The 26,141-nt window shown below is 52.9% G+C and carries 25 protein-coding genes; 9 read left to right on the top strand and 16 right to left on the bottom strand.

Annotation, left to right across the window (positions count from 1 at the left end; all coding sequences use genetic code 11):
* The first annotated feature begins 49 nt into the window (after positions 1–49).
* Positions 50–1,033: a sensor histidine kinase gene (locus B7364_RS10540; protein WP_085339993.1), complete on the top strand. Its 984-nt coding sequence runs from the start codon at positions 50–52 to the stop codon at positions 1,031–1,033.
* Between the two features lie 35 nt (positions 1,034–1,068).
* Here B7364_RS10540 and B7364_RS10545 read toward each other — a convergent pair whose 3' ends face one another.
* From B7364_RS10545 to B7364_RS10590, 10 genes are all read right to left on the bottom strand, one after another.
* A complete protein-coding gene (locus B7364_RS10545; RefSeq protein ID WP_085339994.1) occupies positions 1,069–2,322 on the bottom strand; it encodes an acetyl-CoA C-acetyltransferase in 1,254 nt (417 codons plus the stop codon).
* A gap of 135 nt (positions 2,323–2,457) precedes the next feature.
* Positions 2,458–3,612 carry an ABC transporter substrate-binding protein gene (locus B7364_RS10550; RefSeq protein ID WP_232780879.1) on the bottom strand — a complete coding sequence of 385 codons (1,155 nt, stop codon included), beginning with the start codon at positions 3,610–3,612 and terminating at the stop codon, positions 2,458–2,460.
* A 33-nt stretch (positions 3,613–3,645) separates the two neighbouring features.
* Complete coding sequence (locus B7364_RS10555; protein ID WP_232780880.1) at positions 3,646–5,046, bottom strand: glutamine synthetase family protein; 1,401 nt, start codon at positions 5,044–5,046, stop codon at positions 3,646–3,648.
* Positions 5,047–5,055: 9 nt separating this feature from the next.
* Positions 5,056–6,441 (bottom strand): glutamine synthetase family protein, encoded by a 1,386-nt coding sequence (locus tag B7364_RS10560; RefSeq protein WP_085339996.1) that lies wholly within the window; start codon positions 6,439–6,441, stop codon positions 5,056–5,058.
* A gap of 16 nt (positions 6,442–6,457) precedes the next feature.
* On the bottom strand, positions 6,458–7,801 hold the full coding sequence (locus B7364_RS10565) for a transaminase (protein WP_198534198.1): 1,344 nt from the start codon (positions 7,799–7,801) through the stop codon (positions 6,458–6,460).
* Between the two features lie 61 nt (positions 7,802–7,862).
* Entirely contained in the window at positions 7,863–8,534 is a 672-nt protein-coding gene (locus tag B7364_RS10570; protein ID WP_085339998.1) for a GntR family transcriptional regulator, read from the bottom strand.
* A 47-nt stretch (positions 8,535–8,581) separates the two neighbouring features.
* A complete protein-coding gene (locus tag B7364_RS10575) occupies positions 8,582–9,172 on the bottom strand; it encodes a malonic semialdehyde reductase (RefSeq protein WP_198534202.1) in 591 nt (196 codons plus the stop codon).
* A gap of 31 nt (positions 9,173–9,203) precedes the next feature.
* Entirely contained in the window at positions 9,204–9,776 is a 573-nt protein-coding gene (locus tag B7364_RS10580; RefSeq protein ID WP_085340000.1) for a NifU family protein, read from the bottom strand.
* 69 nt (positions 9,777–9,845) lie between these two features.
* A complete protein-coding gene (locus B7364_RS10585) occupies positions 9,846–10,319 on the bottom strand; it encodes a universal stress protein (protein WP_085340001.1) in 474 nt (157 codons plus the stop codon).
* Positions 10,320–10,331: 12 nt separating this feature from the next.
* Complete coding sequence (locus B7364_RS10590) at positions 10,332–11,369, bottom strand: DUF2333 family protein (RefSeq protein ID WP_085340002.1); 1,038 nt, start codon at positions 11,367–11,369, stop codon at positions 10,332–10,334.
* Between the two features lie 441 nt (positions 11,370–11,810).
* Here B7364_RS10590 and B7364_RS10595 point away from each other — a divergent pair, with 441 nt between their 5' ends.
* Positions 11,811–12,410, top strand: coding sequence for a c-type cytochrome (locus B7364_RS10595; protein ID WP_085340003.1), 600 nt, complete (start codon positions 11,811–11,813; stop codon positions 12,408–12,410).
* A gap of 406 nt (positions 12,411–12,816) precedes the next feature.
* On the opposite strand, the gene B7364_RS10605 is transcribed toward B7364_RS10595, so the two are convergent.
* The 5 genes from B7364_RS10605 to B7364_RS10625 form a co-directional block, all read right to left on the bottom strand.
* On the bottom strand, positions 12,817–14,004 hold the full coding sequence (locus B7364_RS10605; protein WP_085340005.1) for a geranylgeranyl diphosphate reductase: 1,188 nt from the start codon (positions 14,002–14,004) through the stop codon (positions 12,817–12,819).
* 10 nt (positions 14,005–14,014) lie between these two features.
* Positions 14,015–15,394: a BCD family MFS transporter gene (locus tag B7364_RS10610; RefSeq protein WP_085340006.1), complete on the bottom strand. Its 1,380-nt coding sequence runs from the start codon at positions 15,392–15,394 to the stop codon at positions 14,015–14,017.
* The gene (gene chlG / locus B7364_RS10615; RefSeq protein ID WP_085340007.1) at positions 15,391–16,305 is read right to left on the bottom strand and encodes a chlorophyll synthase ChlG; all 915 of its coding nucleotides are present in this window, start codon (positions 16,303–16,305) and stop codon (positions 15,391–15,393) included. The genes B7364_RS10610 and chlG overlap by 4 nt, the downstream gene beginning before the upstream one ends.
* 183 nt (positions 16,306–16,488) lie before the next feature.
* The gene (gene ppsR / locus B7364_RS10620; protein ID WP_085340008.1) at positions 16,489–17,919 is read right to left on the bottom strand and encodes a transcriptional regulator PpsR; all 1,431 of its coding nucleotides are present in this window, start codon (positions 17,917–17,919) and stop codon (positions 16,489–16,491) included.
* A 35-nt stretch (positions 17,920–17,954) separates the two neighbouring features.
* Positions 17,955–18,839 carry a cobalamin B12-binding domain-containing protein gene (locus tag B7364_RS10625; RefSeq protein ID WP_085340009.1) on the bottom strand — a complete coding sequence of 295 codons (885 nt, stop codon included), beginning with the start codon at positions 18,837–18,839 and terminating at the stop codon, positions 17,955–17,957.
* 332 nt (positions 18,840–19,171) lie between these two features.
* On the opposite strand from B7364_RS10625, the gene bchF reads away from it, so the two are divergent.
* The 7 genes from bchF (at position 19,172) to B7364_RS10660 (ending at position 24,843) form a co-directional block, all read left to right on the top strand.
* Positions 19,172–19,912 (top strand): 2-vinyl bacteriochlorophyllide hydratase, encoded by a 741-nt coding sequence (bchF, locus tag B7364_RS10630; protein ID WP_085340010.1) that lies wholly within the window; start codon positions 19,172–19,174, stop codon positions 19,910–19,912.
* On the top strand, positions 19,909–21,375 hold the full coding sequence (locus tag B7364_RS10635; protein WP_085340011.1) for a BCD family MFS transporter: 1,467 nt from the start codon (positions 19,909–19,911) through the stop codon (positions 21,373–21,375). Before bchF ends, B7364_RS10635 begins: the two co-directional genes overlap by 4 nt.
* 18 nt (positions 21,376–21,393) lie before the next feature.
* Positions 21,394–22,176, top strand: a complete 783-nt coding sequence (puhA, locus tag B7364_RS10640) for a photosynthetic reaction center subunit H (RefSeq protein WP_085340012.1) — start codon at positions 21,394–21,396, stop codon at positions 22,174–22,176.
* Positions 22,173–22,841 carry a photosynthetic complex putative assembly protein PuhB gene (gene puhB / locus B7364_RS10645; RefSeq protein WP_085340013.1) on the top strand — a complete coding sequence of 223 codons (669 nt, stop codon included), beginning with the start codon at positions 22,173–22,175 and terminating at the stop codon, positions 22,839–22,841. Before puhA ends, puhB begins: the two co-directional genes overlap by 4 nt.
* Positions 22,842–22,926: 85 nt before the next feature.
* On the top strand, positions 22,927–23,388 hold the full coding sequence (gene puhC / locus B7364_RS10650; RefSeq protein WP_085340014.1) for a photosynthetic complex assembly protein PuhC: 462 nt from the start codon (positions 22,927–22,929) through the stop codon (positions 23,386–23,388).
* Positions 23,389–23,431: 43 nt separating this feature from the next.
* Entirely contained in the window at positions 23,432–24,268 is an 837-nt protein-coding gene (gene puhE / locus B7364_RS10655; RefSeq protein ID WP_157893641.1) for a putative photosynthetic complex assembly protein PuhE, read from the top strand.
* Positions 24,269–24,306: 38 nt separating this feature from the next.
* A complete protein-coding gene (locus B7364_RS10660; protein WP_085340017.1) occupies positions 24,307–24,843 on the top strand; it encodes an isopentenyl-diphosphate Delta-isomerase in 537 nt (178 codons plus the stop codon).
* Between the two features lie 33 nt (positions 24,844–24,876).
* Here B7364_RS10660 and B7364_RS10665 read toward each other — a convergent pair whose 3' ends face one another.
* Positions 24,877–25,494, bottom strand: coding sequence for a TetR/AcrR family transcriptional regulator (locus B7364_RS10665; RefSeq protein WP_198534200.1), 618 nt, complete (start codon positions 25,492–25,494; stop codon positions 24,877–24,879).
* Between the last annotated feature and the right edge of the window lie 647 nt (positions 25,495–26,141).

Here is a 26,141-nt window from a genome sequence, read left to right on the forward strand (position 1 = left end):
AAGCTGTGGCTATGATGCTTATTAAACGGGAAGCGCTCTAGACCGGAACATGGTCTATAAGACTCTCCCAGTTATAACTTTGGCCGTCGTTTTGTGTGCAGTTCGTCTTGGCGATGGTTGGATCGGTTATCTCTTGGGCTTTCTCGCCTTTTTGCTCTGCGTCAATACCGTGGTGTTAACTGGAGCATCGGTCAAATCCTCAGAGGATTTGATTGAAGCGCAAGGCCAAGCCCTCCGCTTGGCAAACGAGTTAGATGAACGAGTGGTACAACGGACCCGCGAGTTAGAGGAAGCGGTGAAGGTAGCCGAGGAAGCGAATCGGGCCAAATCTCGCTTTTTGGCAACCATGAGTCACGAGTTAAGGACGCCCCTCAATGCTGTGATTGGCTATGCCGAAATGGTGGGAGAGGATGTGCGATTAGGAGATCTCGGATCAACTGAGGCAGATCTCGAAAAAATACGCAACGCGGCACGTCATCTGTTGGGCTTGATCAATGAAGTGCTCGACATCTCAAAGATGGAAGCAAATGAACAAGTCTGCCGGCCCAGCCAGTTTGACGTGCGCCATATCGCCCAAGAAGCACTTGACGCAATCATCCCAAGAGCGGCGGCAAGCCATACAAAGTGCAAGCTAGAAATCGCATCTGATTTGGAACCATTGGCCTACAATGATGAAGGGAAACTGCGACAATGTCTTTTGAACCTCCTATCCAATGCAGCCAAGTTTACGACCAATGGCACCATTACTGTGACCTGTCGGGCGAGTGGTCAAAAAGCCGAATGGATTGCGTTTGAAGTCGCAGATACCGGTGTGGGTATAACGGAGGAAGACCTCCCTCGTATCTTCCTGCCATTTTTTCAAAGCGACACAAGCTTCACGCGTTCCGTCGAGGGCACCGGACTTGGCTTAGCGATCAGTCAAAAGCTGGCTCATCTTATGGGCGGTGACCTTGTCGTGGCCAGCCGAGTAGGTCACGGCTCAACATTTACGCTTACAATCGCCCGTAACTTTGAAACAACCGGCGAGCAATAAATCTCCTCGCTCGCCGAAAGGACGGCGGTTAAAGCTTAGAAGCTGCTGACACGCTCGATGATGATGGCCGGTGCCATGCCGCCGGCTGCACACATCGTGACCAAACCAAAGCGGCCGCCTGAGCGCTCCAGCTCGTCGAGTGCCATACCGATCAGAATCGAACCCGTGGCCCCGATTGGATGGCCAAGCGCCATAGCGCCGCCATTTATGTTAACCTTGCTGCGATCAAGCTGAAGATCACGAATGAATTTCTCTGCCACAACGGCAAAGGCTTCATTGATCTCCCAAACGTCGATATCCGCGATTGTTAAACCAGCTTTCGCGAGAACCTTTTTGGCCGCCGGGACCGGCGCATTGAGCATCAATGTTGGGCAATCACCAACATTGGCGGTAGCTACAATGCGACCCCGCGGCTTCATGCCCTTGGCTTTTGCATAACTCTCTGATGTCAGGAATAGTGCCGCAGCGCCATCAACGACTCCGGATGAATTTCCTGCATGGTGAACATGGTTAATTACGCCCTTGAGCTGCGGGTATTTGCTGGTGATGAGATCACCATAGGTGCGACCAGAGTCATCAACCTTCATTTCTGCCCACATGTCAAACACGGTCTTGAGGCCATTTAGGTTTTCGAGGGTCGTCTGCGGGCGGGGAAACTCATCATGATCCAACGCAAGCGTGCCATCTTTGTTATAGACTGGCACGAGAGAACGATTAAATCGCCCCTCAGAAATAGCTTTAGTTGCACGCTGTTGGCTGACAAAGGCAAGCGCATCAACCGCGTCACGATCTATACCCTCGAGTGTTGCAATTGCATCGGCGCATACGCCTTGTTGGGACTGAGGATGCTTTTCGCGCAAGCTTTTGTTGCCTGCATCTAGCATAGGGGGGGCCGTCAAATCTGCTGTGGCGGCCGTATAGCTCATCATCTCGGTTCCACCAGCAATGACGCAATCCTCCATCCCGGACATGATTTGAGCCGCAGCAAGATTGACGGTTGTGATACCAGAGCCACAAAAGCGATCTAGGGTCACTCCAGAAGCTTTGATGTCATAGCCTGCATCCAAGGCGGCCATCCGGCCAAGGTCACAGCTTTGCGCGCCGCGTTGAGAACTGGTTCCCCAAATGATGTCGTCCACCGTGGCGGTATCAAGACCATTACGTTCTGCAATGGCCTTCAAGACTGTGGCAGCCAAATGTTGCGGATGCAGATGTGCGAGCGCGCCCTTGCCAACTTTCCCAATTCCACGAGGGGTACGGCAGGCGTCAATGATGTAAGCGTTTTTCATGGTCACTCCCTCAGTTTGTTGCTCAGATCTGGCCGCCTGAGTTGTGAGAAGACTTTAGCCTTAGCCCAGACTGAGAGCAAACAAAAAGGGGCCTCGGAAGCCGACACCCCTTTTCAGATCGAGATTGATTGCCGCTCAGGCGGCGCGGACACGTGTCATCGCAGCTTCAAAAGCCTGGGTGATCTTGGAACCGGCATATTTTCCATACTCACACTTGGCCATTATTTCGGCTGGTGGGAAGATGGTTGGGTTGTTCTTGTAGGTGTCATCCATCAGCGCCTTGGCAGCAGCGTTTGGCGTTGGATACAAAATGGTTTTGGTGATGTTTGCACCATTTTGACCATCTAACAAGAAGTTGATGAAGGCATGTGCGTTATTGGGGTTTGGTGCCCCTGTTGGGATGCACATACAATCCGAGTTCAACAGCGACCCTTCCTTTGGAACCACGAAAGCGAGATCAGGGTCCTCTGCTTCTTTCTGTGCGATATCGCCGTTATACTCCAACACAATATCGACTTCCTTGGACATCAACAGGTCTTGGCCATTGTCGTCGTGGAAGTTCTTGATATTTGCCTTTTGCTTGATCAGCATGTCCTCGACTTGTTTGATGAGTTCCGGAGTGGTGTCATTGACGCTCTTCCCCAAATATTTAAAGCCCAAACGGAATACGTCAGCGCTTTCCGACAATAAGGACACGCGGCCTTTGTACTCGTCGCTGTCGTAGAGATACTTCCAACTATCTGGAATGACACCCCCTTTCATCGCAGACTTACGATAGCCAATACCTAGAACTAGCCAAGTGTAAGGCATCGAATACTTGCGGCCTGGATCGAAGTCTGCGTCTTGGAACTCCGGCAACAAATTCTTTTTGTTAGGAATTCTGGCGTGATCGAGGGGGGCCAGCATTTTAGCTTCAATCATACGGGCGACGTATTCATTTGAGGGCATGATCACGTCGAAACCAGGATTGCCGGCGCGGAATTTGGCGAAGAGTTCATCGTTATTGGCAAATAGGGTCATATTGACCTCTACACCGCTAGCCGCCTTAAAGTCTGCGAGCGTATTTTCGCCGATGTAAGTGTCCCAATTATAGAAGGCGAGCTTATTACCCTCTGAACCTTCGATGACCAACTTGTCTTCGGTCTTTGCGTCGGGTTCAGCAGGCTTACAACCCGAAAGCGTGAGAGCGGCGGCAGTTGCACCAAATGCGGCCATAAATGCTCGCCGCGAATGGGGGCGGAGTCGCAGGAAAAGATCAACTTCTTCACGGGACAGGGGTCGCTCAGTCATTCACGTCTCTCCTTCTCAGGTTTAATCCTTGGCTTAAGCATTGCGGAAACACCAGTCATAATCCGCAAGCGGAACATGTGCGAAGTAACGATCCTGCTCAGTTCGCTTCACAATCGTATACATGGCTTGAAAACGAGCACCGAGATAGTCTTGGAGTGGGTCGGATGACGCAAAAGTGTCCACAGCTGCAAACCAATTCTTGGGGAGGTCTACAGGTGCTTTGTCTGCCTGTGCGTATCCGTCACCGGTAATTGCGGGACCGGGGTCAAGCTTATGGGTAAGGCCATAATGCACGCCCGCCAACATAGCGGCTAAGGCAAGATAGGGATTAGCGTCTGCGCCTGAAACCCGATGCTCAATATGGCGGCTGGACGGGGGGCCTGCCGTAACGCGCAAACCGACTGTCCGGTTATTCACACCCCAAGTAGCCGCCACGGGGGCATAGGAATTTCCAACGAAACGGCGATAGGAATTCTGATTTGGAGCGAATATTGCCATACCCGCGGGCAAAAGCTGTTGCATCCCAGCAATAGCATGGCGCAATTCAGGGGTGCCTTGGGGATCGTCACTACCGAAAATGTTGCGGCCGTTTTGGTCGAGTACTGAGACGTGCAAATGTTGGCCATTGCCTGCGCGCCCTTCAAATGGCTTAGCCATGAAGGTCGCCTCCAAACCATGACTTACCGCGCAGCCCTTTACGAGGCGCTTAAACATCATTGCTTCATCAGCCACCCGCAGGGCATCGGGTCGATGTTCTAGACCAATCTCTAGTTGGCCGGGAGCAAACTCGCTAATCGCAGCTTCAATCGGCAAACCTTGGGCTTCAGCCGCTTCATAAAGGTCCCGCAGATATGGCATATAATCGTCAAGCTCTCTCAAACCGTAGACTTCATGGCCAGTGGGCGTGTGCCCGGTAACTGGCGACGATGGAAGGGTTGGGGCTTGGCCTGCATATCGCTGGTCCAAGAGATAAAACTCGAGTTCACATGCCACATCCGGCGTAAGACCATCAGCGGCGAACTTGTCCAGTACACGTTGGAGTACATGGCGCGGGTCAAGATCACTGCCTGGACCGTCGAGTTCGTACAGCGACAACACGCATTGAGCGACATCCTCGCCCAACCAAGGGGCCTTAAACAACGTATTGGGCGCGGGCTTGGCTAAGCGGTCGGCATCGCCATCTTCCCAAACGAGCCCAGTCGCTTCGCAATCGGCACCTTGCATATCCACAACCGTAATTGAACCCGGCAAATAACGACCGTGGCCGTAAACGGCTATAAGCTCGTGCGGACGTATCCGCTTGCCGCGTGGTGGTCCACTCATTGGAGTATAGAGAATGTCAATGAAATTAATGCCTGGATTGGCGGCCAGAAAGGCTTCCGCTTCTTCTCTAGTCGCGATGCCATAAGTGTGTTGGGTTGGCTTTTTGGACAAAACTGGACCTCAGACTTTTAGGAGTAAATGTTCACGTTCCCAGGCCGACACGACCCCTTCGAAGGCATCAAGCTCATCCAGCTTAACGGCTGCGAAAACACGAGAGAATTCTTCACCCAAGACTTCTCGCATGGGTTCGCAATTTTGGAAACGACCTAAAGCCTCATCCAACGTCCGGGGTAGGGAACGAGGCATGCGGTAGGCCGACGTGGTTATTAAGGGCCCTGGTTCCAACCCCTGCACCATGCCAACATAGCCGCATGCTAGCGACGAAGCGATAGCGAGATAAGGATTGGCATCTGCTCCAGGCAAACGATTCTCGACACGGCGATTGCGTCCATCGCTGATGGGCGTTCGCAAACCGCAGGAGCGATTATCGAGGCCCCACTGCACATTTATGGGCGCATCAAACTGAGGCCGCATCCGGCGGAAAGAATTTACATTTGGGGCAAACAGGGGGGCCACATCTGGCAGGTAGGTTTGTAATCCACCTACGAAGGATCTGAATAATTTACTGTCCGTTCCGTTGGTATTGGCGAACAGATTGCGACCGGTCTGTCTATCCACCAATGATTGGTGAATATGCATGGCGCTGCCGGGCTGATTGTCCATCGGCTTGGCCATAAATGTCGCGTACACGTTTTGCGACAAAGCCACTTGTCGGACAATGCGCTTAAACATCAAGACCTGATCAGCCAGCTCCAGGGCGTCACCGTGATTGAAATTCACCTCCAGCTGAGCGGCACCAGCTTCATGGATCATTGTATCGATATCAAGTTCTGCAATCTCACAATATTCGTAGATTTGCTCGATCAGATCCTCATATTCGTTTATCGCTTCGAGCCCATAGGGCTGCGATACTGTCTCAGCGCGCCCAGACCGCCCAACCGGGGTTTCTAGCGGCAGATCTGGGTCAATATTTCGGGCCGTTAGGAAGAACTCCACTTCTGGCGCAACCACTGGCTCCCACCCTCGTTCGGCATATAGGTCCAATACGCGGCGCAATACTTGACGTGGAGCGATATCGATAAGCTTACCTGCATGAGTATAGGCATCGGTCACCACATAGGCTGTGGGAGTGCGATAGCCGGGGGCAACACAGATTGATGCGGGGTCTGGAACCAGCACGCAATCAGGATCCAAGGTGCCAGAGAATCCATCTTCATCGTCAGTCTCGGCATCTGGATATTCACCAGTTACAGTCACACGCAAGATCGAAGACGCGATCCGCAAAGTATGGTTCGACACACCCTTCAAAAACCTGGCGGCGGGAACCACCTTGCCGCGGATGATGCCGTTCATGTCGGGCAAAATCAGCTCGATTTCAGAAACGCCTTTCTCCTTGATCCAAGCTTCAAGGCGCTTGTGAATGTTTGGGTCTGTTTCGAACGACATGGGTCACCAATTTCCGTTATAGGATCTCGTTAAGAATGGAATTGAGAGCTGCAACATAGGCTGCTGGCGCCTCTCTGGATAGGCTTGGCCCCGCCAACAGCATGTTATGGAACGGCGTAACCAAGAAGCCACGATTTAAAAGGCCGAGGTGGAGGGCAGCCTCCAACTCATGATCAAAGCTGGCCCGCATTTGTTCGGCATTGATCGGAAGTTTAGGCGCAAACACGGTCTCAAGCCGCGCGCCTAAGCGGACAACAGACCAAGGCAGGCCTTTACTGGCAATCGTCGCCGTGATGCCATCTTCTAAAGCAATGGCACCTGCAATCATTGCGGCATAATTGGTCTCGGTCATAACGTCCTGGAGACAAGCACGTAATGCGGCCATTTGCAGGGCAGAGCCGGACAAAGTTGTGCCAACACCGGAATGCCCGGGGGGTAGCTCACCGCGTACCCGCTCAATCCCGCGCTTTACCTCCTTCGTGAAACCCCAAACCCCGGTCGGGATTCCCCCGGCGACAGCTTTACCGGCAACCCAGATATCTGTCTCAAGGCCATAGGTTCGTGTCCATCCACCGGGCCCAGTGGACAATGTGTGGGTCTCATCAATTAAGAGCAGCGTAGCATTGGCCTGAGTCAGGCGGCGCACTTCAGTTAAAAACCCTGGAGACGGTGCCACGATGCCACAATTGGTTAGGGCGGGCTCCATAATGACGCACGCGATATCGCCTTGCGCTAGAGCGTGAGTTAGCGCCTCAACGTCATTGAAAGGCACACAAACTGTTGTTTCGGCAAGATCGTAGGCTTGCCCCCATAGACTGGGCTTAGCGACGGTCAAGCCATCCTCGAGATTGACTGCCGTCTCATCCACTGCGCCGTGGTAGCATCCATCAAACACAAGGATCCTTGGTCGGTTCGTAATTGCCCGTGCCGCGCGAAGCGCAAACCGATTGGCATCGGATGCCGTCAAAGTAATCTGCCAGAAAGGCATCCCAAACCTTGCCTGCAATAATTCACCGACCTCCTCTACATCTGCTGACGGTAACATCGAGGTCAGTCCACGCATGGCTTGAGCATGCACGGCTTTGGCGACGGGTTCTGGATTGTGACCAAACATAGCGCCGGTATCGCCCAAGCAAAGATCGATCAAAACATGACCATCAAGGTCTGTTAGGCTGGTGCCGCTCGCGTGCTCAATTACGAGCGGGAAAGGCATGGGCCAATCAAGCATCCAATGCTGTGGAACGCCGCCGAAGAAACCATTCTCACGACTGCCGCGCGCAGCCGATCGGGGACGGCTCTTCTGATAGGCCGCGCTCTCGCGCGCCTTAAATGACCTCAGCTTCTCCCTGACAATCGGCACATTCCACCTCAGAATTTGTTATAACGTTCTTGGGGTGGGGTTGGTCAAGCCGAAAACGGCACTAAATGCGCTTAATCATCCAATCGAGGCCATCATGTACATCCGCCGCTATAGATGCGCGCAGTCCTGCCTCATCGCCGGTCTCAAGCGCCTTCAATGCGTCGCCATGCCTATCAGATAGGTCTAGGTCATTAACAGCATCAGGGAACATTAACCGCATGAACGGGCCAAACCGTACCCAAATGCTCTCAATCATAGGAATGATAACTGTGGAGGGACACGCACGATAAAGGCCAAAATGGAATGCATGATTACTTGCCATATAACCGACAATGTCGCCCTGTCGCAGCGCGGCGTTCATAGCATCATTAGCCTCAGCCATAGCCCTTTGGTGGTCTATAGTAATATAGGGCAACGCCCTTGCTGCCGCCTCCGGCTCCAGCAATGCCCGAGCGCGCATTAACTCGACGATTCCAGTTCGATCCATCTCCGGCACCGTGATTCGTCGTGTGGCCCCCATGCTCAATGCATGTTCAGCGGTCAGTCGCCAGACGGCATCGCGAACAGGCGTAACGCTGCCCCCTAGTTCAGTGGCCAAAGATCGCAAGCTTAGGCTTTCACCCGGTGCAAACGCCCCGCGTGAGAGGCGCGCTCGCAATTCTTGATAAATCGCCTCGTGCAAAGGTTCGGCACGGTCGACAGTCTCACCAACAAGGCTCTCAGTTTCTGACATGCCACTAGTGTTGAGTTGTTTTGCAGGCTCTGTCGATCATTTTCCGATCACAAAACTTGGCAAGCAGATTCAAATGACAGGCGCGGCAGGCGCGGGAACAAATCCTTATCGGTACCATGGCCCAAATTGACCAAGAAATTCGACTTCCAGCCGCTTTCGCTGAAGAAAACTCGGTCAACGCCAGCATTATCGAATCCACTCATCGGGCCACAGTCCAAGCCCAGCGCCCGGGCGGCCATCATCAAATAGGCCCCCTGTAAGGTGCCATTGCGGAAGGCAGCCTCAGTGCCGCCGTCAGGCATGCCTGAAAACCATTTTGCAGCATCTGGATTATGCGGAAATAATTCTGGGATTTTGTCATAGAATTTTGGATCGCTTGCGACGATCACTGTCCAAGGAGCCGACATCGTCTTGTCGACATTACCGGGAGCCAAATAGGGTTTCAGCTTCGCTTTGCCTTCAGCCGAGCCAATGAACACAAAACGGGCTGGAGAACAATTCGCGCTGGTTGGGCCCCACTTTGTGAGATCATATACTGCCCGCATTAAACTTTCAGGCAAAGTCTCCTCGACCCAGCCATTGCGGGTGCGTGCATCTATAAATAATTGGTGCAACGCGTGATCATTAAGTACAGGCATCATACCCCCCCTCCCAAAACAAGAAATGTGTCTACAAGGCTTGTTCCACCCGCAAAACTTCCGGAACATAATGCTTGAGCATATTTTCGATCCCTTGCTTCAAGGTGATTGTCGAAGACGGACAGCCTGCGCAAGAGCCCCGAAGCCGCAGGTAGACGGTTCCAGTTTCAGGCTCAAACCGGTCAAAATCAATGTCACCGCCATCTTGCGCAACGGCGGGTCGCACACGCGTCGTGAGCAATTCTTCGATCTCTCGGACGATCTGAGCTGCATCGCCAATATAGCTACCTGCTGAAGAAACCGGCTCTAAAGCTACACTGGCTGTGACGATCGGTAAGCCAGTAAGAAAGGTGTCCATTATGGCACCGAGAAGCGATGGCTTAATGTGAGGCCAATCAACCTCGGCAGACTTCGTGACGGTGATGAAGTCTGAGCCAAAAAAGACCCGACGCACCCCCTCAACTTTAAACAAAGCTGTCGCCAACGGTGAAGCTGAAGCGGCTTGGACGTCGTTAAACTCAATGGCTCCCGCCGGGTGCACGTCGCGCCCGGGCAGAAACTTCAACGTGGCAGGGTTTGGAGTTGCTTCGGTTTGAATAAACATCGGCTAGACATGGGCCTCTCAACTGGAAAATTCAACGCCTCTCATGACAAAGACCGGGACAATTGCCTACTAGGTTGCAAGGTCGGCCAACTCTTCGTCACTTAGTCCTGCGGGAACAATCATGATTGCAACCGCGCGAGCGCCAAATCCAAATCCGCCACGCATGGCAGCCGCAACTAGCGGACCAGGACCCCCACGCCCCGCAGCTGCGGCAAGCAACAATGTCTTGACGCTCGGTGTAGCATCGATGAACGCACGAATTTGGTGGTCCAGAGTCCCTTCCTGAACAACAAGATCAGGCGCAAGGCCTGCAGCCTGCCATGCTACATCTGAAAGCTCTTGTAGGTCATCGAGCGCTTCTAGACGCAGACGTTCACGCATCGCCTCCCCCATGGCCGACCAAAGACCCGGATCCATCGGCTCAACGACGCGCAGGATAATCAGTTTCGCGTCTGTACTGGCCGCACGCAAAGCCCCGAAATAGACTGCGGCCCGACATTCTGGGCTGTCATCCGCAATGCAAAGAAGTTTGCGCTCGCCCATAGCTTATATCCGCTACCGTTGAAGAATATCAGTTATCTCGCGCAGTTTCGAGCGCGCGCGAAGTAGATAAAAGCCCTCAGTTGAGAGGTGGTTTGGCATCAAGAGCGCGTTGGGGGAAGCATTCTGCACAATCATCGGCTGTAAGCTCGCAGCGGTGGCAAGGTCTGCCAACATCGCATCATACAAGGCAGCAACCCGCCGCTCGACGATCACATCTTTAAAGTCTTCGCGAATGGCCCGGAGTGCGATGAAATAGGCGTAAGACTGGCCTTTGACAAAATAGAATAATTTGTCGGCTCGCCGATCAATGAAGACTTTTCGACCAGCCCCAATTTGTTTCTCTAGAGCGTCAGATGACGATCCAAGGTCGAGAGCTGAACGTGCCAACAAAGCTTGCAAGTTATCAGACCGGACGTCGAATACAGCCTTACCTTCAGCAACACGACCATTATAGGCGATTAATGCAGTCCGAGCCTTCCGGTACTCTTGGTCGGCAGACGAGGTCGGCCACGGATCAAGCAACCAGGTGTCAGGCTGGCGAGAAAGGCCTTGCCGGGCGCGACCCAAATCAGGGTCGGCGGCAGAGGTACCCCGTGAACGGCCCACATAACTTTCGATCTCAACAGTAATGTTCGACAGAGCCTTCACCATTCCAGACTGAAAATTGGCCATATTGCCGCCATAACGCAACAAAGCGGCCGGCTGAAAAGGCTGCGTGTTTGGGGCCCATGCCGTTTGATTGATCTCGCGATCAATCAAACCCGCGATAACTGCGATAGTCCGTGAGGCCCCAGGGCCAGGGTCATCGGCTTTGAAGTTCAAGTCGTCGTTGATACGATGAGTAAGGATGGCACCGAAGATGTAATAGATCGGCACAACGACGACGATTGCGGCAAGAGCCCAACCGCGCCAACTTGATCTCGGCTTGGCCGCTATAGGTGCAGTAGCTGGGGCCGCCTCGGCGTTAGCAAAGGGGTCTTGGGGCGGTCGTGGGGTGAAAATTCGCCTCAGGCCAGCTAGACTGTGTCGTACGCGTTGACCAAAATCCATCTGACGTCTCCGAATTGATGACCGTGCTTGGGCAACCCCCAAAAGCGACGGAGCCGAACGGCCTTCAGATCAATAACGACACCGCACTCTATAGCAAGTCAAGAACCTTGTGTTAGAGAAGAACGGTCCCTTTTTCCGTGCGAATGCGGCATTGTACATTAGACGTTGCGCACTTGCTCAAATTGCTTGTTTGGCAGGACTGATTCTACTTAATCTATGGCTATTATTTGTATAAAGCCACCTTTTAGCTGACTTGCATTGACCCATTGAAACGATAGAACGACGAACAAATTCAATTCGAAACAACGATCTTTTGTTCGCATTAAATCCAACCAGCGGTTTTTGCGTTGATCACGGGTTCGTGACTCTGGACCTCAAGCAATTTCGCACTATAAGTAAAACCATCAGAAGGCTTGCACGCCGATTTTGAGAGGAAAAACCATGAAAAGACAAATTTTGGGTTCTGGAATTGCTGTCTCGCTCGCGGCGCTGGCTCTGGTCGCAGGTTGTGGCCCACAAGCCCATCAAAAGGCCGAGGCGCCAGCTGCAGCTACTGAAGCCGCAGCTCCGGCAACCAATGAAGTTGCTGCTTCTCCTGCTGCCGAAGCGCCCGCGACGAATGAAGTCGCTGCGGCTGCACCTGCAGCTGAAGCCGCAGCTCCCACTGCCGCAGCTGCGCCAGCGGCCGGTGCGATGGTTCTCGCCATTAAAGACAAGGCCGGCGCGACTCTTTCGGGTGACCCAGTAAAGGGTGAGGCCGTGTTCCGTCAGTGCCAAACCTGCCACGTGGTGACTGCGGGTGTGAACAAAGTTGGCCCATCCTTGCACAATATCATTGGCCGCCCAGCCGGACAGGTTGCGGGCTTCCGTTATTCCGAAGCAAACAAAAACTCCGGCATTACATGGACGGAGCAAGAGATTTATACGTATCTCGAGAATCCAAAGGCTCGTATCCCAGGTACGATCATGGCATTTGTGGGCATAAAAGACTCACAAAAGCGCGCCGACCTAGTGGCCTACTTGAAGACCCATACGAACTAAGTGGGGCAATTGAGTCAGCTAGATTTAGCTGGCTGATAAAATTCTTGAAGGCGGGGTGTTCATACACTCCGCCTTTCTCGTACGCCTCGCTTTACAAATTGACTTTGCGCCGGGCAAGATCAGCCAAGTGAAGCGGCAGAGATAGTAAAAGGAACAAGGCCACCCAAAAGATGCCCGCCTGTGTTAGTGAGGCTCGCAAAGCCAACATAAGGCAAGCACCAGGTCCAAGCGCGAGGATAAGGGTGACTACAAGCGAACGAAGCTTCTTACCTTTTCGCAAGGCCATAAGCACTAAGAATTCCAGGGCGATGACTCCTAAAGCCACATCGATTGCTAGGCCTGAGAGGAAGAATTGGGTGATGAAGGGAGGCAAGACTTCAGGCATGATTGTGAGGCACTTCGTCCATCACGAAGGTGAAAGACCCAATAAGTGACCCATATCTTTCAAGAATATACGCGCATGGGCGGCAGGTTTTGCCCGCACCAATTCCTTGTTCATATAGGCTTGCCAGGTGAGATACTGGACGTCTGGATCGGCGCACATTTGCACAAAGCGCTCTCGCCGCTTGTCATTGCGATACCAGAAATGCTGCATGATGCCTAAAACCCAGAAGACCTTACCATGTGCCTTCATAAAACGCTTTCGAGCTAACTTCAGCGAAGAGGCTTTCCCGGTCTCTAGAGCCTCCGAAACAGCACTAGCCACCTCGCGGCCACACACCATCGCATAATAGATACCTTCGCCCGAGGATGGGGCGACCACGCCGGCAGCGTCGCCCGCGAGGAGAACATCACGCCCATTATCCCATCGCTTTAGCGGCTTTAATGGAATCGGAGCGCCTTCCGTTCTAACTGTCGTGTTGATGTCCAGTCCCGACGCAGCACGAAGGTCCTTGATCGCGCCACGCAAAGAAAACCCTTTCTGTGCGCTCCCCACCCCAATGCTTGCGGTTGAGCCATGTGGAAAAATCCATGCGTAAAAGTCTGGCGACAAATGCCCCTGATAATAGACATCGCATCGGCTTGGATCAAAATCGCCCGACATCTGGTCAGGAATCGAAATAATTTCGTGATAGGCAAACACACACGGAATCCGATCCGCGCCATTAATTGTTTGCTTGCCTACTTTAGACCGCGCTCCATCTGCTCCAATGACATACCGTGTGGTGATCTGCTGGGCTCGACCGTCAGCATCAACATAATGGATAAGTGTTGGGCCGTCGATTTGGTGCTCCAAGCGTTCAAACTCGCCCTTGCGACGGTCCGCACCTGATCTTTCAGCCCGCTCTCGAAGAAACTCGTCAAACGTATCACGATTGACCATACCAACATAACCACCCTCAATTGGCATATCGACAACCTTGCCACTGGGCGCAATCATTCGTGCAGCATTGGCGTGTGCGCAAAGCAAATGTGGGGGGATATCAAAATCGCGAATGAGACGAGGAGGAATAGCGCCACCGCAAGGCTTAATCCGACCGCCCTTGTCCAGCAGCAGAACCCGATGACCTTTTGCGGCAAGATCTGCCGCAGCTGTGGCACCCGCGGGACCACCACCAATTACGATCACTTCAAAGTCTGATGCTTGGGTCATGACCCTATCCTTATGTCAAAGTGGAAGCATGCCCCATTAATGGGGAGGAGGCAGATTCGCCTTCATCAGCATTTACATTTACCGGGCGTTCGGAAGACCCAAGACGACTGGCGAGGTAGGCTGAGACCAAAAACAGCGCGCCCTCAATCAAAAACACAACGAGGAAGGCGTGACCTGTCTCTGGCAAAACAGCGCGCAGACCATCGATGCCCACTGCCCCAAAGAACCCGCCAACCCCAAAGGCAATCGCCTGCGCGGCACCCCAAATACCCATCCGAATTCCAACTCGGGACTTTTGCCCATGGCCGGCCAATCCCATCATGGAGCCGATAGCCGAAACGGCAAAAACCCCATTGGCGAAGCCCAAGGCAAACACAGTGGGCATAAGTGGCCAGCCTGGTCCAACCTCTGCCGCGGCGGCAAGGCCCAAAAGCGCAAGAGCGGAACCTAGGCAACCAAAAATCGCCCACGCCGCCATCCAGCTTTTCCCTGACCGCGCAGCGCGCCCGCCAATCGCGCCGGTCAAAATCATGCCCAACAAGACGGCCATGTTTTGAATGCCGGACATCTGAGTCGATTGGCTAGGCGTCATATGGAATACCAAGCCGGCAAACGGTTCCAAAATCAGGTCCTGCGCGCTATAAGCGAGCATCGAAACAAAGACGAAAATTGAGAAATTTCGGGCCAAAGGCTCAGCCCAAATCTCCCTAACAGCCTGTCTGAACGGAACCGATGGGCCCTCGTTTGTCGAGGGTTCATCTGCCAGCAACTTGGCACCTACCGGCAACTCAACCCCATGAACTGCGGCCAAGGTTATCAAGAAAGCACACCCCGCCACCCAGGTCGCCGCAAAAGCCAAAGCTTGGGAGCTAAAGGGGTCGATTAGCTTGCCGACAACAATCGAGGAAATCACGATCCCGAGGATCATCATAATCCAAGTAATCGAAGCCGCAGCTGGCCGCCTGTCTGGCGCGACACGGGTCGCTAAAAGAGCCAAAAGCGATGTCCCTGACGCCCCTACCCCCATGCCGATCATAAGATAGGCGAGGACAGAGATGAAGATGCCAAGCGAGGGTGTGGTGGCCATCATGAGCGCGGCATCGGTTGCCCCGAGCGCTCCCAAACACAAACAAGCCATTCCTCCTATGATCCAAGGCGTACGACGACTGCCCAAATCTGAACCGTAGCCCCAATGAGGTCGGGTAATCTGAACAGCAAAATGCAATCCAACTAAGGCAGCCGGCAGCATCGCGGGCGTAGCCATTTCCACAACCATTACCCGATTCAACGTCGAAGTTGTCAGCGCGACCACGGCACCAAGTGCACTTTGCACTAGCCCAAGACGCGCAATGCCAAACCAATCCAGCGGCTTGTGAATGGTTTCAGTCATGGGTGTCCTCCAAGCAGGGAACCAACACCAATGGCACTGACCAACATACCTAACACATAGAGGCTGGTTCCGGTGGCATTATACCAAGGTGTATGCTTTAGTGGGTCGCTCAAGAGCCGGCGCATCAGCGCAACCTGTGCGATTAGAGCGATCAAGACCCCGCCGGCATAAAGCAATAGCCCCCAGTTCACGAGCAAGCAGATAACGACCACTTGAGGCACGGCCATGAAAAGACACGCAAAGCGTGCGGCACGATCGACTCCCATCACAACCGGTAAGGATCGAAGGCCCAGCTGACGGTCTCCTTCGACGGCCTTAAAGTCATTTAGCGTCATGATCCCATGCGCACCCGCAGCATAAAGCCCGGCAAGCAGCAAAATCTTTGGGTCAGGCAGGGCCTGAGACACAACGGCCGCACCCGTGAACCATGTAAGGCCCTCGTACGAAAAGCCAACCGAGGCAGGCCCCCACCAGCCGCTCTGCTTGAGCCTTAAGGGTGGGGCGCTGTATATCCAGGCGAGGACAATACCAAGCGTTGCAGCCACAAGGACCCAAACCCCTAACGTAGACGCAAAGATCAAGGACACAACGGTCCAAATCACGGCAATCCACAGACCCCAGCGGCCAGGAATTCTTCCTGATGGGATAGGCCGATTGGGCTCATTGATAGCATCAACATGGCGATCAAACCAATCGTTTACTGCTTGGCTAGTGGCACAAATCATTGGCCCGGCCAAGATCGCACCCGCTAGAGCCAACGTCCATTTTTCAGAGAAGGGGGCACCTGAAGAAACAACTCCGCACATAAAAGCCCACATTGGCGCGAACCATGTGATGGGCTTAAACAGCTCCAGCACCGCTTTAGGGGCCGGTAGATTTGATCTTGCCAAGGGGGCGGCTGTCTCATTCATAGGGCAAACCTATGTTGGACACTCAAAAGTGTCAATTAAATTCGACACCAATATACGTTGACATTAATCTCAAAAAACATATCAATTTCAATGCACACAAACAAAACACACACGAAAGAGCCCCCCTCAATCATGAGTTTGGCTACTTAATGCCGCATGCATCAGCGAGAAGCAGGCTAGCCCCTATTGGGGATCGTCTTCAAAATTGCCAATCCCAAAACGGTGAAGCTTCGAATATAGGCTTTGACGGCTGACACCTAAAATCTCAGCAGCAGAAGCTCGATTATTGCCTGTCAAATCGAGCGCAGCCTCGATACATAGCCTTTCGACAAAATCCGTGGTGTCGCGAACGATCTCCTTCAAAGAAACCCGACCAACCAATTCACTCATATCCGCTGGCGAGCGAACTAACTCCAAAGGCTGCTGTCCACGCTCCATCTCACGGCGGCTTACACGGCGGATGCTGAAACCATAAAAGCCATCATCGCCCTCTGGCACTGAGACAGCACAAACCTCTACATCTTCCAGTTCACCGAACTGGGTTTGCAATACCGTTGGAAAATTGCGGACGACGCCGTACTTCACCAAATTTTCCAGCAAAATGTTCCGATCAACCCCGGGGCGGCCGAGGAAGCGTGCCAGAGATTCCCCATTTGCTTGTTCAGGCGTCGGTAAATGGACAAGATCCAAAAAGGCAGAGTTCTCGGTCAGAATATTCAAATCCCGATCCGTAACGACCAACCCATCAGGCAGAAGATTGATCGCGGCCAACATTCTGTGGTTGCTGTCCACGATAATCGGCTCTGACCGTTCCACAGGAACCAGCCGAACCAGGAAATGCATGCTACGATCCTGACGAAACAAGGATGCAGTCACATTCAATTGACAACCGTTTGACGTTAAGTTTGATTGTGGAGCCGTGCGACTTGTCGAGGCCTGAGCGACAGAGAGAAGCGATGCCGCATCCTCTTGGCTCTGCACGGCAAAGAGGCGCGAAAACGGTTTGCCAACAAGGGATCCGTCGCCACCGATCAAGCGGTCAGCCGCAGGATTGGCTTCAGCGACCCGGCGAGTCGAGCCGTCAATGATCAACACAGCCTCACTGGTTGACTGGAACAGCATTCGGTACCGCGACTCTGAAGTGCGCATGCGCGCGTAGTCACGCTCCATCGATTGCTGGGCTTGTAACAAACGTTGTTGCAATACAGACGCAGCTCGATGATCGCGACCAATAGCGATAATTCGGCCATCATCACCCGTACCGACCGCGACATAACGCAGCGCAACAGAGTCACCCCGCCGTGACGGGTGATTCAACTCGCGCCAACGAATTGCCTTGTCAGAAGCTGCATCCCGCAGCATTTCCTCAACTTTCGGACGACTATCCTGGGTGACAGTATCGGACCATGGCTTATTGACCCAGCTTTCAAAGTCATCCAGTTGCAAATCTGAATTGCCGACCGCGAGGTCACAAATCACACCATCACGATCAAGCACAATTGCAACATCGCCACCTGCTGCAAGCACCTTAACCGCAATCGAAGCCTCCAAGTCACCGAGTGCCGCAGGCTGCAGCAATGGACCAAAGTTTTGATTGGGAGAGCGATGTTCCATGTGCGCGTTGATAACCTTGAAACTAGCATAGACGGCTAATGCCTGTGGGAGTGCTCGTATATGACTGTTTCGGCGATTGCGATAGCTTCTCTGCCGTCACTAGCAGAAAAATCGGCTCCGATGCTTGCTGCCAACTCAGGCCGCCCAACAATGTAGCTTCCACCAACCAACACGAGAATGTGGCGATTATGTGAGACTTTTCGTACTTGGCGGATCAATTCCCGCACAAAAGGGACTTGTGACTCGGTTGAAATGCCGATTCCGAGGATGTGGAAGCCCTCACTGGCAACCATCGCTAAGACGTCGTTAATCCGTGAATTGGGCTCGCAGAGGGTTCTCCACCCGGCGCGCCTAAACAATTCGTCCACCATGCGGATGCCGAAACTGTGCATTTCACCCGCCGGTGTCACAAAAAGGCCGGAGGCAAGGTCATCTCGGACTTCTTCCTGGTTTCGATAGGAATCGCTAAGGCGGTTCAGAAGCGTCTGCATCCGCCCAAGACCAATCGTCACATCGGCAAACGTAGCTGTGTCGTTCTCCCACATCTCTCCCAAGTGACGAGCAGCTGGGGCCATGAGGTCGACGTAGATTTCATCTAAATGCATCCCAGAGCTGAGATAGGCGTGCATGATCAACTCTACATCATCAACTTCATGGGTCAGAAGAATGTGGGCCAGATCCACCACCGCAGTGTGGCCAAGCACTTTCCCAGCAGCTTTACCTTGGTTTTGTTCGCGGTGGGTTTTGTGTGCTAGCATAAGACGCGGGATGATATCCCCTTCGACCATTTGAGCCAATAGCTCCATAATCTTTAAGTCGGTGGATTTGTCGCCGGAGTGCTGGGGCGATGTATTCTGAGCTTGATCCTCTTGGCCATGGCTTCTGGGATCCAGGTGCTCCAAGGTGTCTTGATTGGGCATTTGCTTCTCCAGATTGTCTTCGGAGTCACACCGTCTCGTGCGCGTCCAGCTACGCGCTGCCCCCTGCTAGAATTGCCAGCCCCAAGAAGGGAACAATCAGCAGGTCATCATAAACCAGTGCAGACGCCTTTTTGGCAAAGCTTTGCTGACCTCTGGTTTTGTCAACTTACACGAAGATTCAATATGAGCCATAGGGAATTTAATTTTTTTACCCCCAAATGTCAAAAAGTGTCAGTTTAATTAGGCGTCCAAAATGCTTGACAATCAAGGGGGGCGTGCGAAACTGCGGAGTGGTGCGGGCAATTTCAATTCCGGACCATGGAAAAATCCGGATGAAATCCTTGAAGATCATATCAAATTCAACGACTTCGCATACATATTGCGAGTGCGAAGGCGCGTCCGCCGTTGAGCTTGGTGCGCTAGGTGATCAGGTCAAAAAAGGTGAAGTTTTCAGTGCGGTTCAAGCAGGGGTTGACTGTGTTTTGTCTAATCTACCTGTCAGTCTGACACCATCTGTGGCCGCACAACGGTCTAAACCGTCAAGAAAGCCCCTCTACACCCCTGATCAAAGGGCGCGACGTGATGCCACACCCTGGACCATGGTGCAGGCTATTTTGGCTCCATTACAATTTTTGGTATTCCTGATCAGCATGGCTCTGGTGGCCAATTATCTGGTCACTGGCAATGGGTATGAAGCGGCAACACTATCCATCCTCGCAAAAACGTTTCTACTGTACACGATCATGATCACAGGCTCGATCTGGGAAAAGGTGGTTTTCGACGAGTGGCTCTTCGTGGAAGCATTTTTTTGGGAAGATGTCTTTTCCATGTTGGTTCTCGCGCTGCAGACACTTTATGTCGTTGCGCTTCTCAAGGGATGGTGGACGCCGCAACAACAAGTCTACATCGCCGTAGCGGCTTACGGTACTTATGTGATCAATGCGGCGCAGTTTCTTTGGAAGCTGCGTGTGGCACGGCTTGAAGGGCGAAAGGTCGATATTGACAACGGCACCCCGCAAACTGCTGTTTCCACAGCATCGACAGGCTCTCGATTGGTGAGGAACCAATCATGACCCAGGAAGCCGAAAAGAATGCTATTGCATGGCGCAATTTGATCGTCAGCATGCTGCCATTTGCAGACTCTGCCAGTGATGACTTGCCCATTAGCCGTCTATTGCGTTTGTCGCTTTTCCAAATCACGACGGGCATGGCAGCTGTCTTGCTCACCGGAACCTTGAACCGTGTGATGATTGTAGAGTTGGGCGTTAGCGGAACTCTCGTAGCGCTGATGGTGTCGCTGCCTCTATTGATTGCGCCTTTTCGTGCCTTGATCGGCTTTAAGTCTGATACGCATAAATCCTATCTCGGCTGGCGCCGATCGCCATATATTTTTTTGGGCACATTGGCTCAGTTTGGCGGCCTAGCAATCATGCCGTTCGCGCTTTTGATCCTATCGGGTGACGGGCAAGGACCGGTTATCATTGGCCAAATCGGGGCAGCACTTGCCTTTCTCCTTGTGGGTGCTGGGATGCACACCACTCAAACTGCTGGTTTGGCTCTAGCAACAGACCTTGCAACAGACGAAACGCGGCCTCGGGTAGTGGCCCTACTTTATCTCATGCTGCTAGTCGGCATGCTGATTTCGTCTTTGGTTTTGGGCAGCTTATTGGTCGATTTTGATGCCATTCGCCTGATCCAAGTTATTCAAGGTACCGCTTTAGTTTCGATGATCCTGAATACGGTTGCGGTCTGGAAGCAAGAAGCTCGAAATCCCGCGCTTACCGCTCCAGACCGGGTCCGCCCGGTCTTTAGAGAACAGTGGAACTCGCTGATGCAGCAAGGTCGCACCCTACGCCTCTTGGTCGCAACTGGCCTCGGGGCGGGGGCATTTGCCATGCAAGATGTTTTGCTTGAGCCCTATGGAGCTGAAGTTCTCGGCATGAATGTGGGTTCGACCACTGCTTTGACCGCCCTATGGGCGGCGGGCACCTTAACCGGCTTCGCATTTGCTGCCCAGCAACTCAACAAGGAAGGTGAAGCCCATCGGCTTGCTGGGTATGGCGCACTGATTGGAATTGTGGCTTTCGCTTGCGTCATCCTGTCTGGCGCAATCTCTCTAACGCCACTTTTTTGTTTGGGTGTTATAGGTATTGGACTTGGAGGCGGGCTCTTTTCTGTCGGGACCCTAACGGCGGCCATGGCATTGGCGCGGGATGGCCAACAGTCTGGACTTGCACTTGGGGCCTGGGGTGGCGTTCAGGCAACGGCGGCTGGGATTGGTATTGCACTGGGAGGCGGCATCCGCGATCTTGGCACACAATTATCAGGTTCGGGTGCGCTTGGCCCCGCTTTCAGTGGACAAGTGACCAGTTACGGTCTCGTCTATCATTTGGAAATTGGGCTGCTGTTCGCAGCACTGGTGGCGATCGGTCCGCTCGCCAAGCATGCGCCGGGCGCATCGAAAATTCGTGAAGCACAGGAACTCACAAATAACGGAGAGCACCGTTTTGGGCTTGCCGAATTCCCGACCCTCTAACTACGATGGAGAAGTGACATGTATAACTATTATTTCGCGGGGACCGTGGATGTCACAGAGATAGTTCTCTATGTCTTCTTTGGTTTTTTTCTCATGCTGGTACTTTATCTCTTGCGTGAAGGTCGACGCGAGGGATTTCCACTTGAACATGACGTCACGGGCGAGTTAGAGCCAACACCTGGTGTTTTTTTCCGCGCACTACCCAAGACCTATAATCTGCCAGACGGCAGCAAATTGGTGAAACCTGACAATTCGCGCGACACCCATGCAACCCAATTCAAGCGGACAGCAGCTTGGTCAGGATCGCCCATTGAGCCCGATGGCAATCCTCTGACATCAGGCATTGGCCCGGGCTCATATGCCATGCGGGCAGATAAGCCTGACATGACCAACCATGGAACAACTCGTTTGGCCCCACTGCGCATTGCAACAGATTATTCCATAGACAAGAAGGACCCGGACTTGCGGGGTATGGCATTGGTCGGGCTCGACGGCGCAACTGGCGGCATTATCAAGGATATTTGGGTAGACCGAGCCGAGTTTCTTGTCCGCTACCTTGAAGTTGATGTCACTTCGGAAGGGGGGGCTGCCAAGCATGTGCTCGTACCCATGACTATGTGCGTCGTGCAAAAGAACTTAAATCGTGTTCGTTTGGACGCCGTTTTGGGCAGCCAAGTTGCTGGAGCGCCAACATTGGCCAACCCAGACCAGGTGACTCTGCTCGAAGAAGAAAAGATCGTCGGGTATTTTGGGGCTGGCTATCTCTACTCTACACCTGCCCGCTCGGAGCCTGCAATATGAGTGTCGAACACGACTTTGAGCCCATTCGCGGGCTCCCCAATGATCTGCCACCGGGTGAAACCATCCTGTGGCAGGGAGAGCCAGATTGGACCCTTATGGCCAGAAGGGTTTTTCGGGTGGATTGGGTTGCTGTCTATTTCGCTTTGCTAATGGCATGGCGTATTGTCGACAGTACAGCTAATGGCCAAGACTTGGTCACAGCACTTCTGGCGGCCATTTGGGTTGCGCCAATTGCCATCGTGGGTGTAGGCCTTTTGGTTGGCTTGGCTTATCTGAATAGCCGCACAACGGTCTATACACTGACTAACCGCCGCTTGGTAATGCGGTTCGGTGCTGCGCTCACGAAGGCCATCAATATCCCATACAAGATTATTGAAAGCGCTGCCGTGAACAAAAGGGCGGATGGCAGCGGCGATGTCGCATTGCAATTGGTGAAGCCCAACAAGATCTCGATTGTCTTGTTATGGCCACATGCGCGTCCAGGCTTTATTTCGCAACCCCAACCTTCGCTCCGATGTCTGCGTGACGCCACACGCGCAGCGGCGGTTCTCGCAGAGGCCCTCAGGCAGACACATGAACAATCTCATGCGACCGCGCCTAGGGTCGATGAAAAGTCTCAAGCCACAAGAGGAGGCGGTGTGGGTGCAGAACCTGCCCTCGCCTAGCAATACAAGTTATGGCCCGCTTCACTCGGATGGAGCGGGTCAAACACTACCTAACCGCACCCAGCCCAACTGAAGGAATTTACACATGAGCGCGATCGACCATGAACCGTTCCCAAAGGGAGCTTTGTTCGCTGCAGGTAGCTTGATCGCCTTATCGCTAACCGCCGCAGCCGTAGGCCGGTATCAGAATCTTAACCCCCCCACCGACGCCATTGTTTCAGCACCTATTCCAAGCCAGCTCCTTAAAATGCGCTTCAATGACGAACCAGATGGATCGGTCATTGTTCTGAATGCTGATACTGGCGCGACGATTGATACAATTGCCCCCGGTGAGGATGCCTTTATTCGAGCCGTGATGCGCGGTTTTGTTCGCGACCGAAAATTGCGTAAGATTGGTGCCGAGGTACCGTTCAATCTGTCTCGTTATCCCAACAAGCGGTTGACGATGTCAGATCCAACGACGGGAAAGGAAATAGACCTGCGCGCCTTTGGGCCGACCAATGAAGGTGCCTTCGCCCGCTTTTTGGCTGAACCTGGGTCCCGTTAATGGCGCCTGCAAGTGGCCTCGTTTGCAGAGTGGGAGGTTGCTAATGGACCTTGCCGCCTTGTCTGTGCCTATAATAACGACGGTATTCGCTTGGTGGTTCAGCACCGGAATAATTCTCTTGCTTGTGCGCTTGCCACCCAAGAATTATGGCACGGCCCTAAGTCTGTTCGCCTTAGTCCTCGCCTTGGCCACCGGGGGCGTTATCATTACGGCCGACCAAGACACAAGCTCAGCTGCATACTTTGCAGCTGGCTGTGCGTTGTGCATATGGGGCTGGCATGAAGCGAGTTTCTTGATGGGTAAGATAACTGGTCCCCGTCCTGCGGCATGCCCTGCCGATGCAAAAGGTTGGGTTCGCTTTAAGTATGCAACCCTAACCGTCATCCATCATGAGATTGCGATTTTTCTTACGCTGTTAGCCCTTATTGGGTTGACATGGGGTCAACCTAATCAGGTTGCATCTTGGACTTTCGGGGTTTTATTTACTATGCGGATCAGCGCAAAACTGAATATCTTTTTGGGTGTGCCAAACCTGACGGACGAGTTTTTCCCTGCCCATTTGGAACACCTCAAGTCCTATTTACCCAAGCGGCCAATGAATGCATTGATGCCTATCTCGGTAGTCGGCTCGCTAATCCTCTGTGCCTGGCTAATGACTCAAGCGGACCATGCCCCTGAGGGCTCAGCAATGGCGACTGGCTTCATATTGCTGTTTACTTTGACTGCATTGGCTTTGTTGGAACATTTCTTCATGGTATTGCCAGTTCAAGACGCTGCCTTATGGCGGTGGGCTTCACCCAGTAAAGGCTTGCGGAAACCAAATCCTAGCTCGCCAAAGGATACCGATTTAAGACCAACATCATGGGAGTCGACGAAGTGAGCCATCTCTCAGAGACCCCAGTTGATTGGCATCTCTCAATGAAACATGAACCCGCACCAATTCAGCCCATCATTCCAGCCATCGGGATAGATGGTCTTTTATTTCCAATCGAGAAACTGAAGGCGCACCAAGACGGCACCCTTCATTTGGCCGTTTCGGTGTTCGTGTTTTGTGGTCCTAATTTGCTGATCCAAAAACGCGCGAAAAGCAAATATCATTGTGGGGGCCTCTGGGCGAATACATGCTGCACACACCCTCACTGGAATGAAGCACCGGAATCAAGCGCAAGCCGCAGACTGCATGAGGAGCTAGGCATCAAGTTGGAGCTTAAAGCTGCACAAGTAATTGAATATTATGCAGAAGTTTCAAACAATCTGATCGAGCATGAGCGCGTCCAAGTTTTCAGAGCTGATGTGCCGCAGCAGAACCTCGACTTTAACTTGGCCCCTGACGAAGTGGCGGATATTCGTTGGACGGATGTGCGCGAGCTAAAACTAGATGCCATCGCAAATCCGCAAAACTATGCGCCTTGGTTCAAAATCTACCTGAAGCGCTGGAGTGAGTTGGGTCTATGAAGAGCCATGCTGTGGCGATTTTTTGAGGCGCTATCAATCTGCCAGTTTTGAGATGATATCTCCCAGCAGACGCGAAACAACTTCTCGCGCTTCCTGAATTGATAAATCTTGCTCGAACCGTAAGGCATGCCAATTTTGGAAACTCAGAATGACTTTGATGCTTCGTGTGCTGACCTGATCCGCTAGAATATGCGGTGGTAGCAAGGCTTCTACTGTCGCAGCTTCCAGTTCCAGGGTGCGGCGATATTCTTCGGTTAAAAACGCTGATCGAAAGCGCTTAAGGCTGGCGGAAAGCCGGAATGGGTGTATGCGCTCAAATATTGATGTGCGTCGCTCGACAATGCGGACCAGCCGTTCTTTCCAAGTGGCCCCAATCACAGCCTCCCGAAGCAGCGGCATTACTTGGGCTGATACCCGCTCACTGACTTCCTGATAAAGACTGTCCATGTCGTCGAAGTGGCGGAAGACCGACCGCAACCCAACACCGGCCACCTCGGCCACGCGTGCCGCACTCGGCGATAAGTCACCACCTTCAATCAAGTGCAGAACTGCCGCTACAATCTTATCGCGACTGGTTCGGCTACGCGCACGGCGACCGTCTCCGGATGTATCGGAAGGCAAAGGTAAAGTTGAGAAGTTTGCAGAAGCCATGGGTAATCTCTCGCCTCAAATAGCCAAAATGGCAAGCCAATCCACCAGCCAATTTGCTTCAAATGAACATATTGACATAATACGCGCCAATAAATGTCACGGGGCGAAGTCGAGCGACTATTGGAGACCTGGCTCCACTTGCGGTGTCTTTCACTACAGTTGGACAAGGGGTCGAGTTGGTAAGCGAACAGCAACGAGATCGCTTACATAACCAAATCATGGCAGATATTATGGGTTTGTGCTCGCGGAAATCATTGCTTCATGATCCCTCGGGCGTCCACCCTTGACTCAGGGCAAAACTGACCAGACCTCGTAACCATACCGGTCTTTTCTAGAGATGATTGCGGTGAGACATGATATCCCTAGCTCGCCAAAACAAGCCCTGCCCGCCCGACGGCAACTGCAATAGTAACCACTCAAATCAATACACCCAAACCATAGAAGCAATCATGTCAGCTTGGATCATTTGGGGTAACGCCCTCCTTCTCTGAGCTGCCTTCCGACTTGGGTACGATAATTGGAACAAGCCATTTAAGCCCGATGAGGTCGACGTATGCCTAGATTCAATTGGCGAGAGGCTTGAAGAAACTGATAGTTGCAGATCGATTCTAGAGCGTTTCCCGAGTTTTGTGAATCGAAAGGATTCC

It is taken from the genome of Aquidulcibacter paucihalophilus (assembly GCF_002105465.1).
Classification (GTDB): domain Bacteria; phylum Pseudomonadota; class Alphaproteobacteria; order Caulobacterales; family Aquidulcibacteraceae; genus Aquidulcibacter; species Aquidulcibacter paucihalophilus.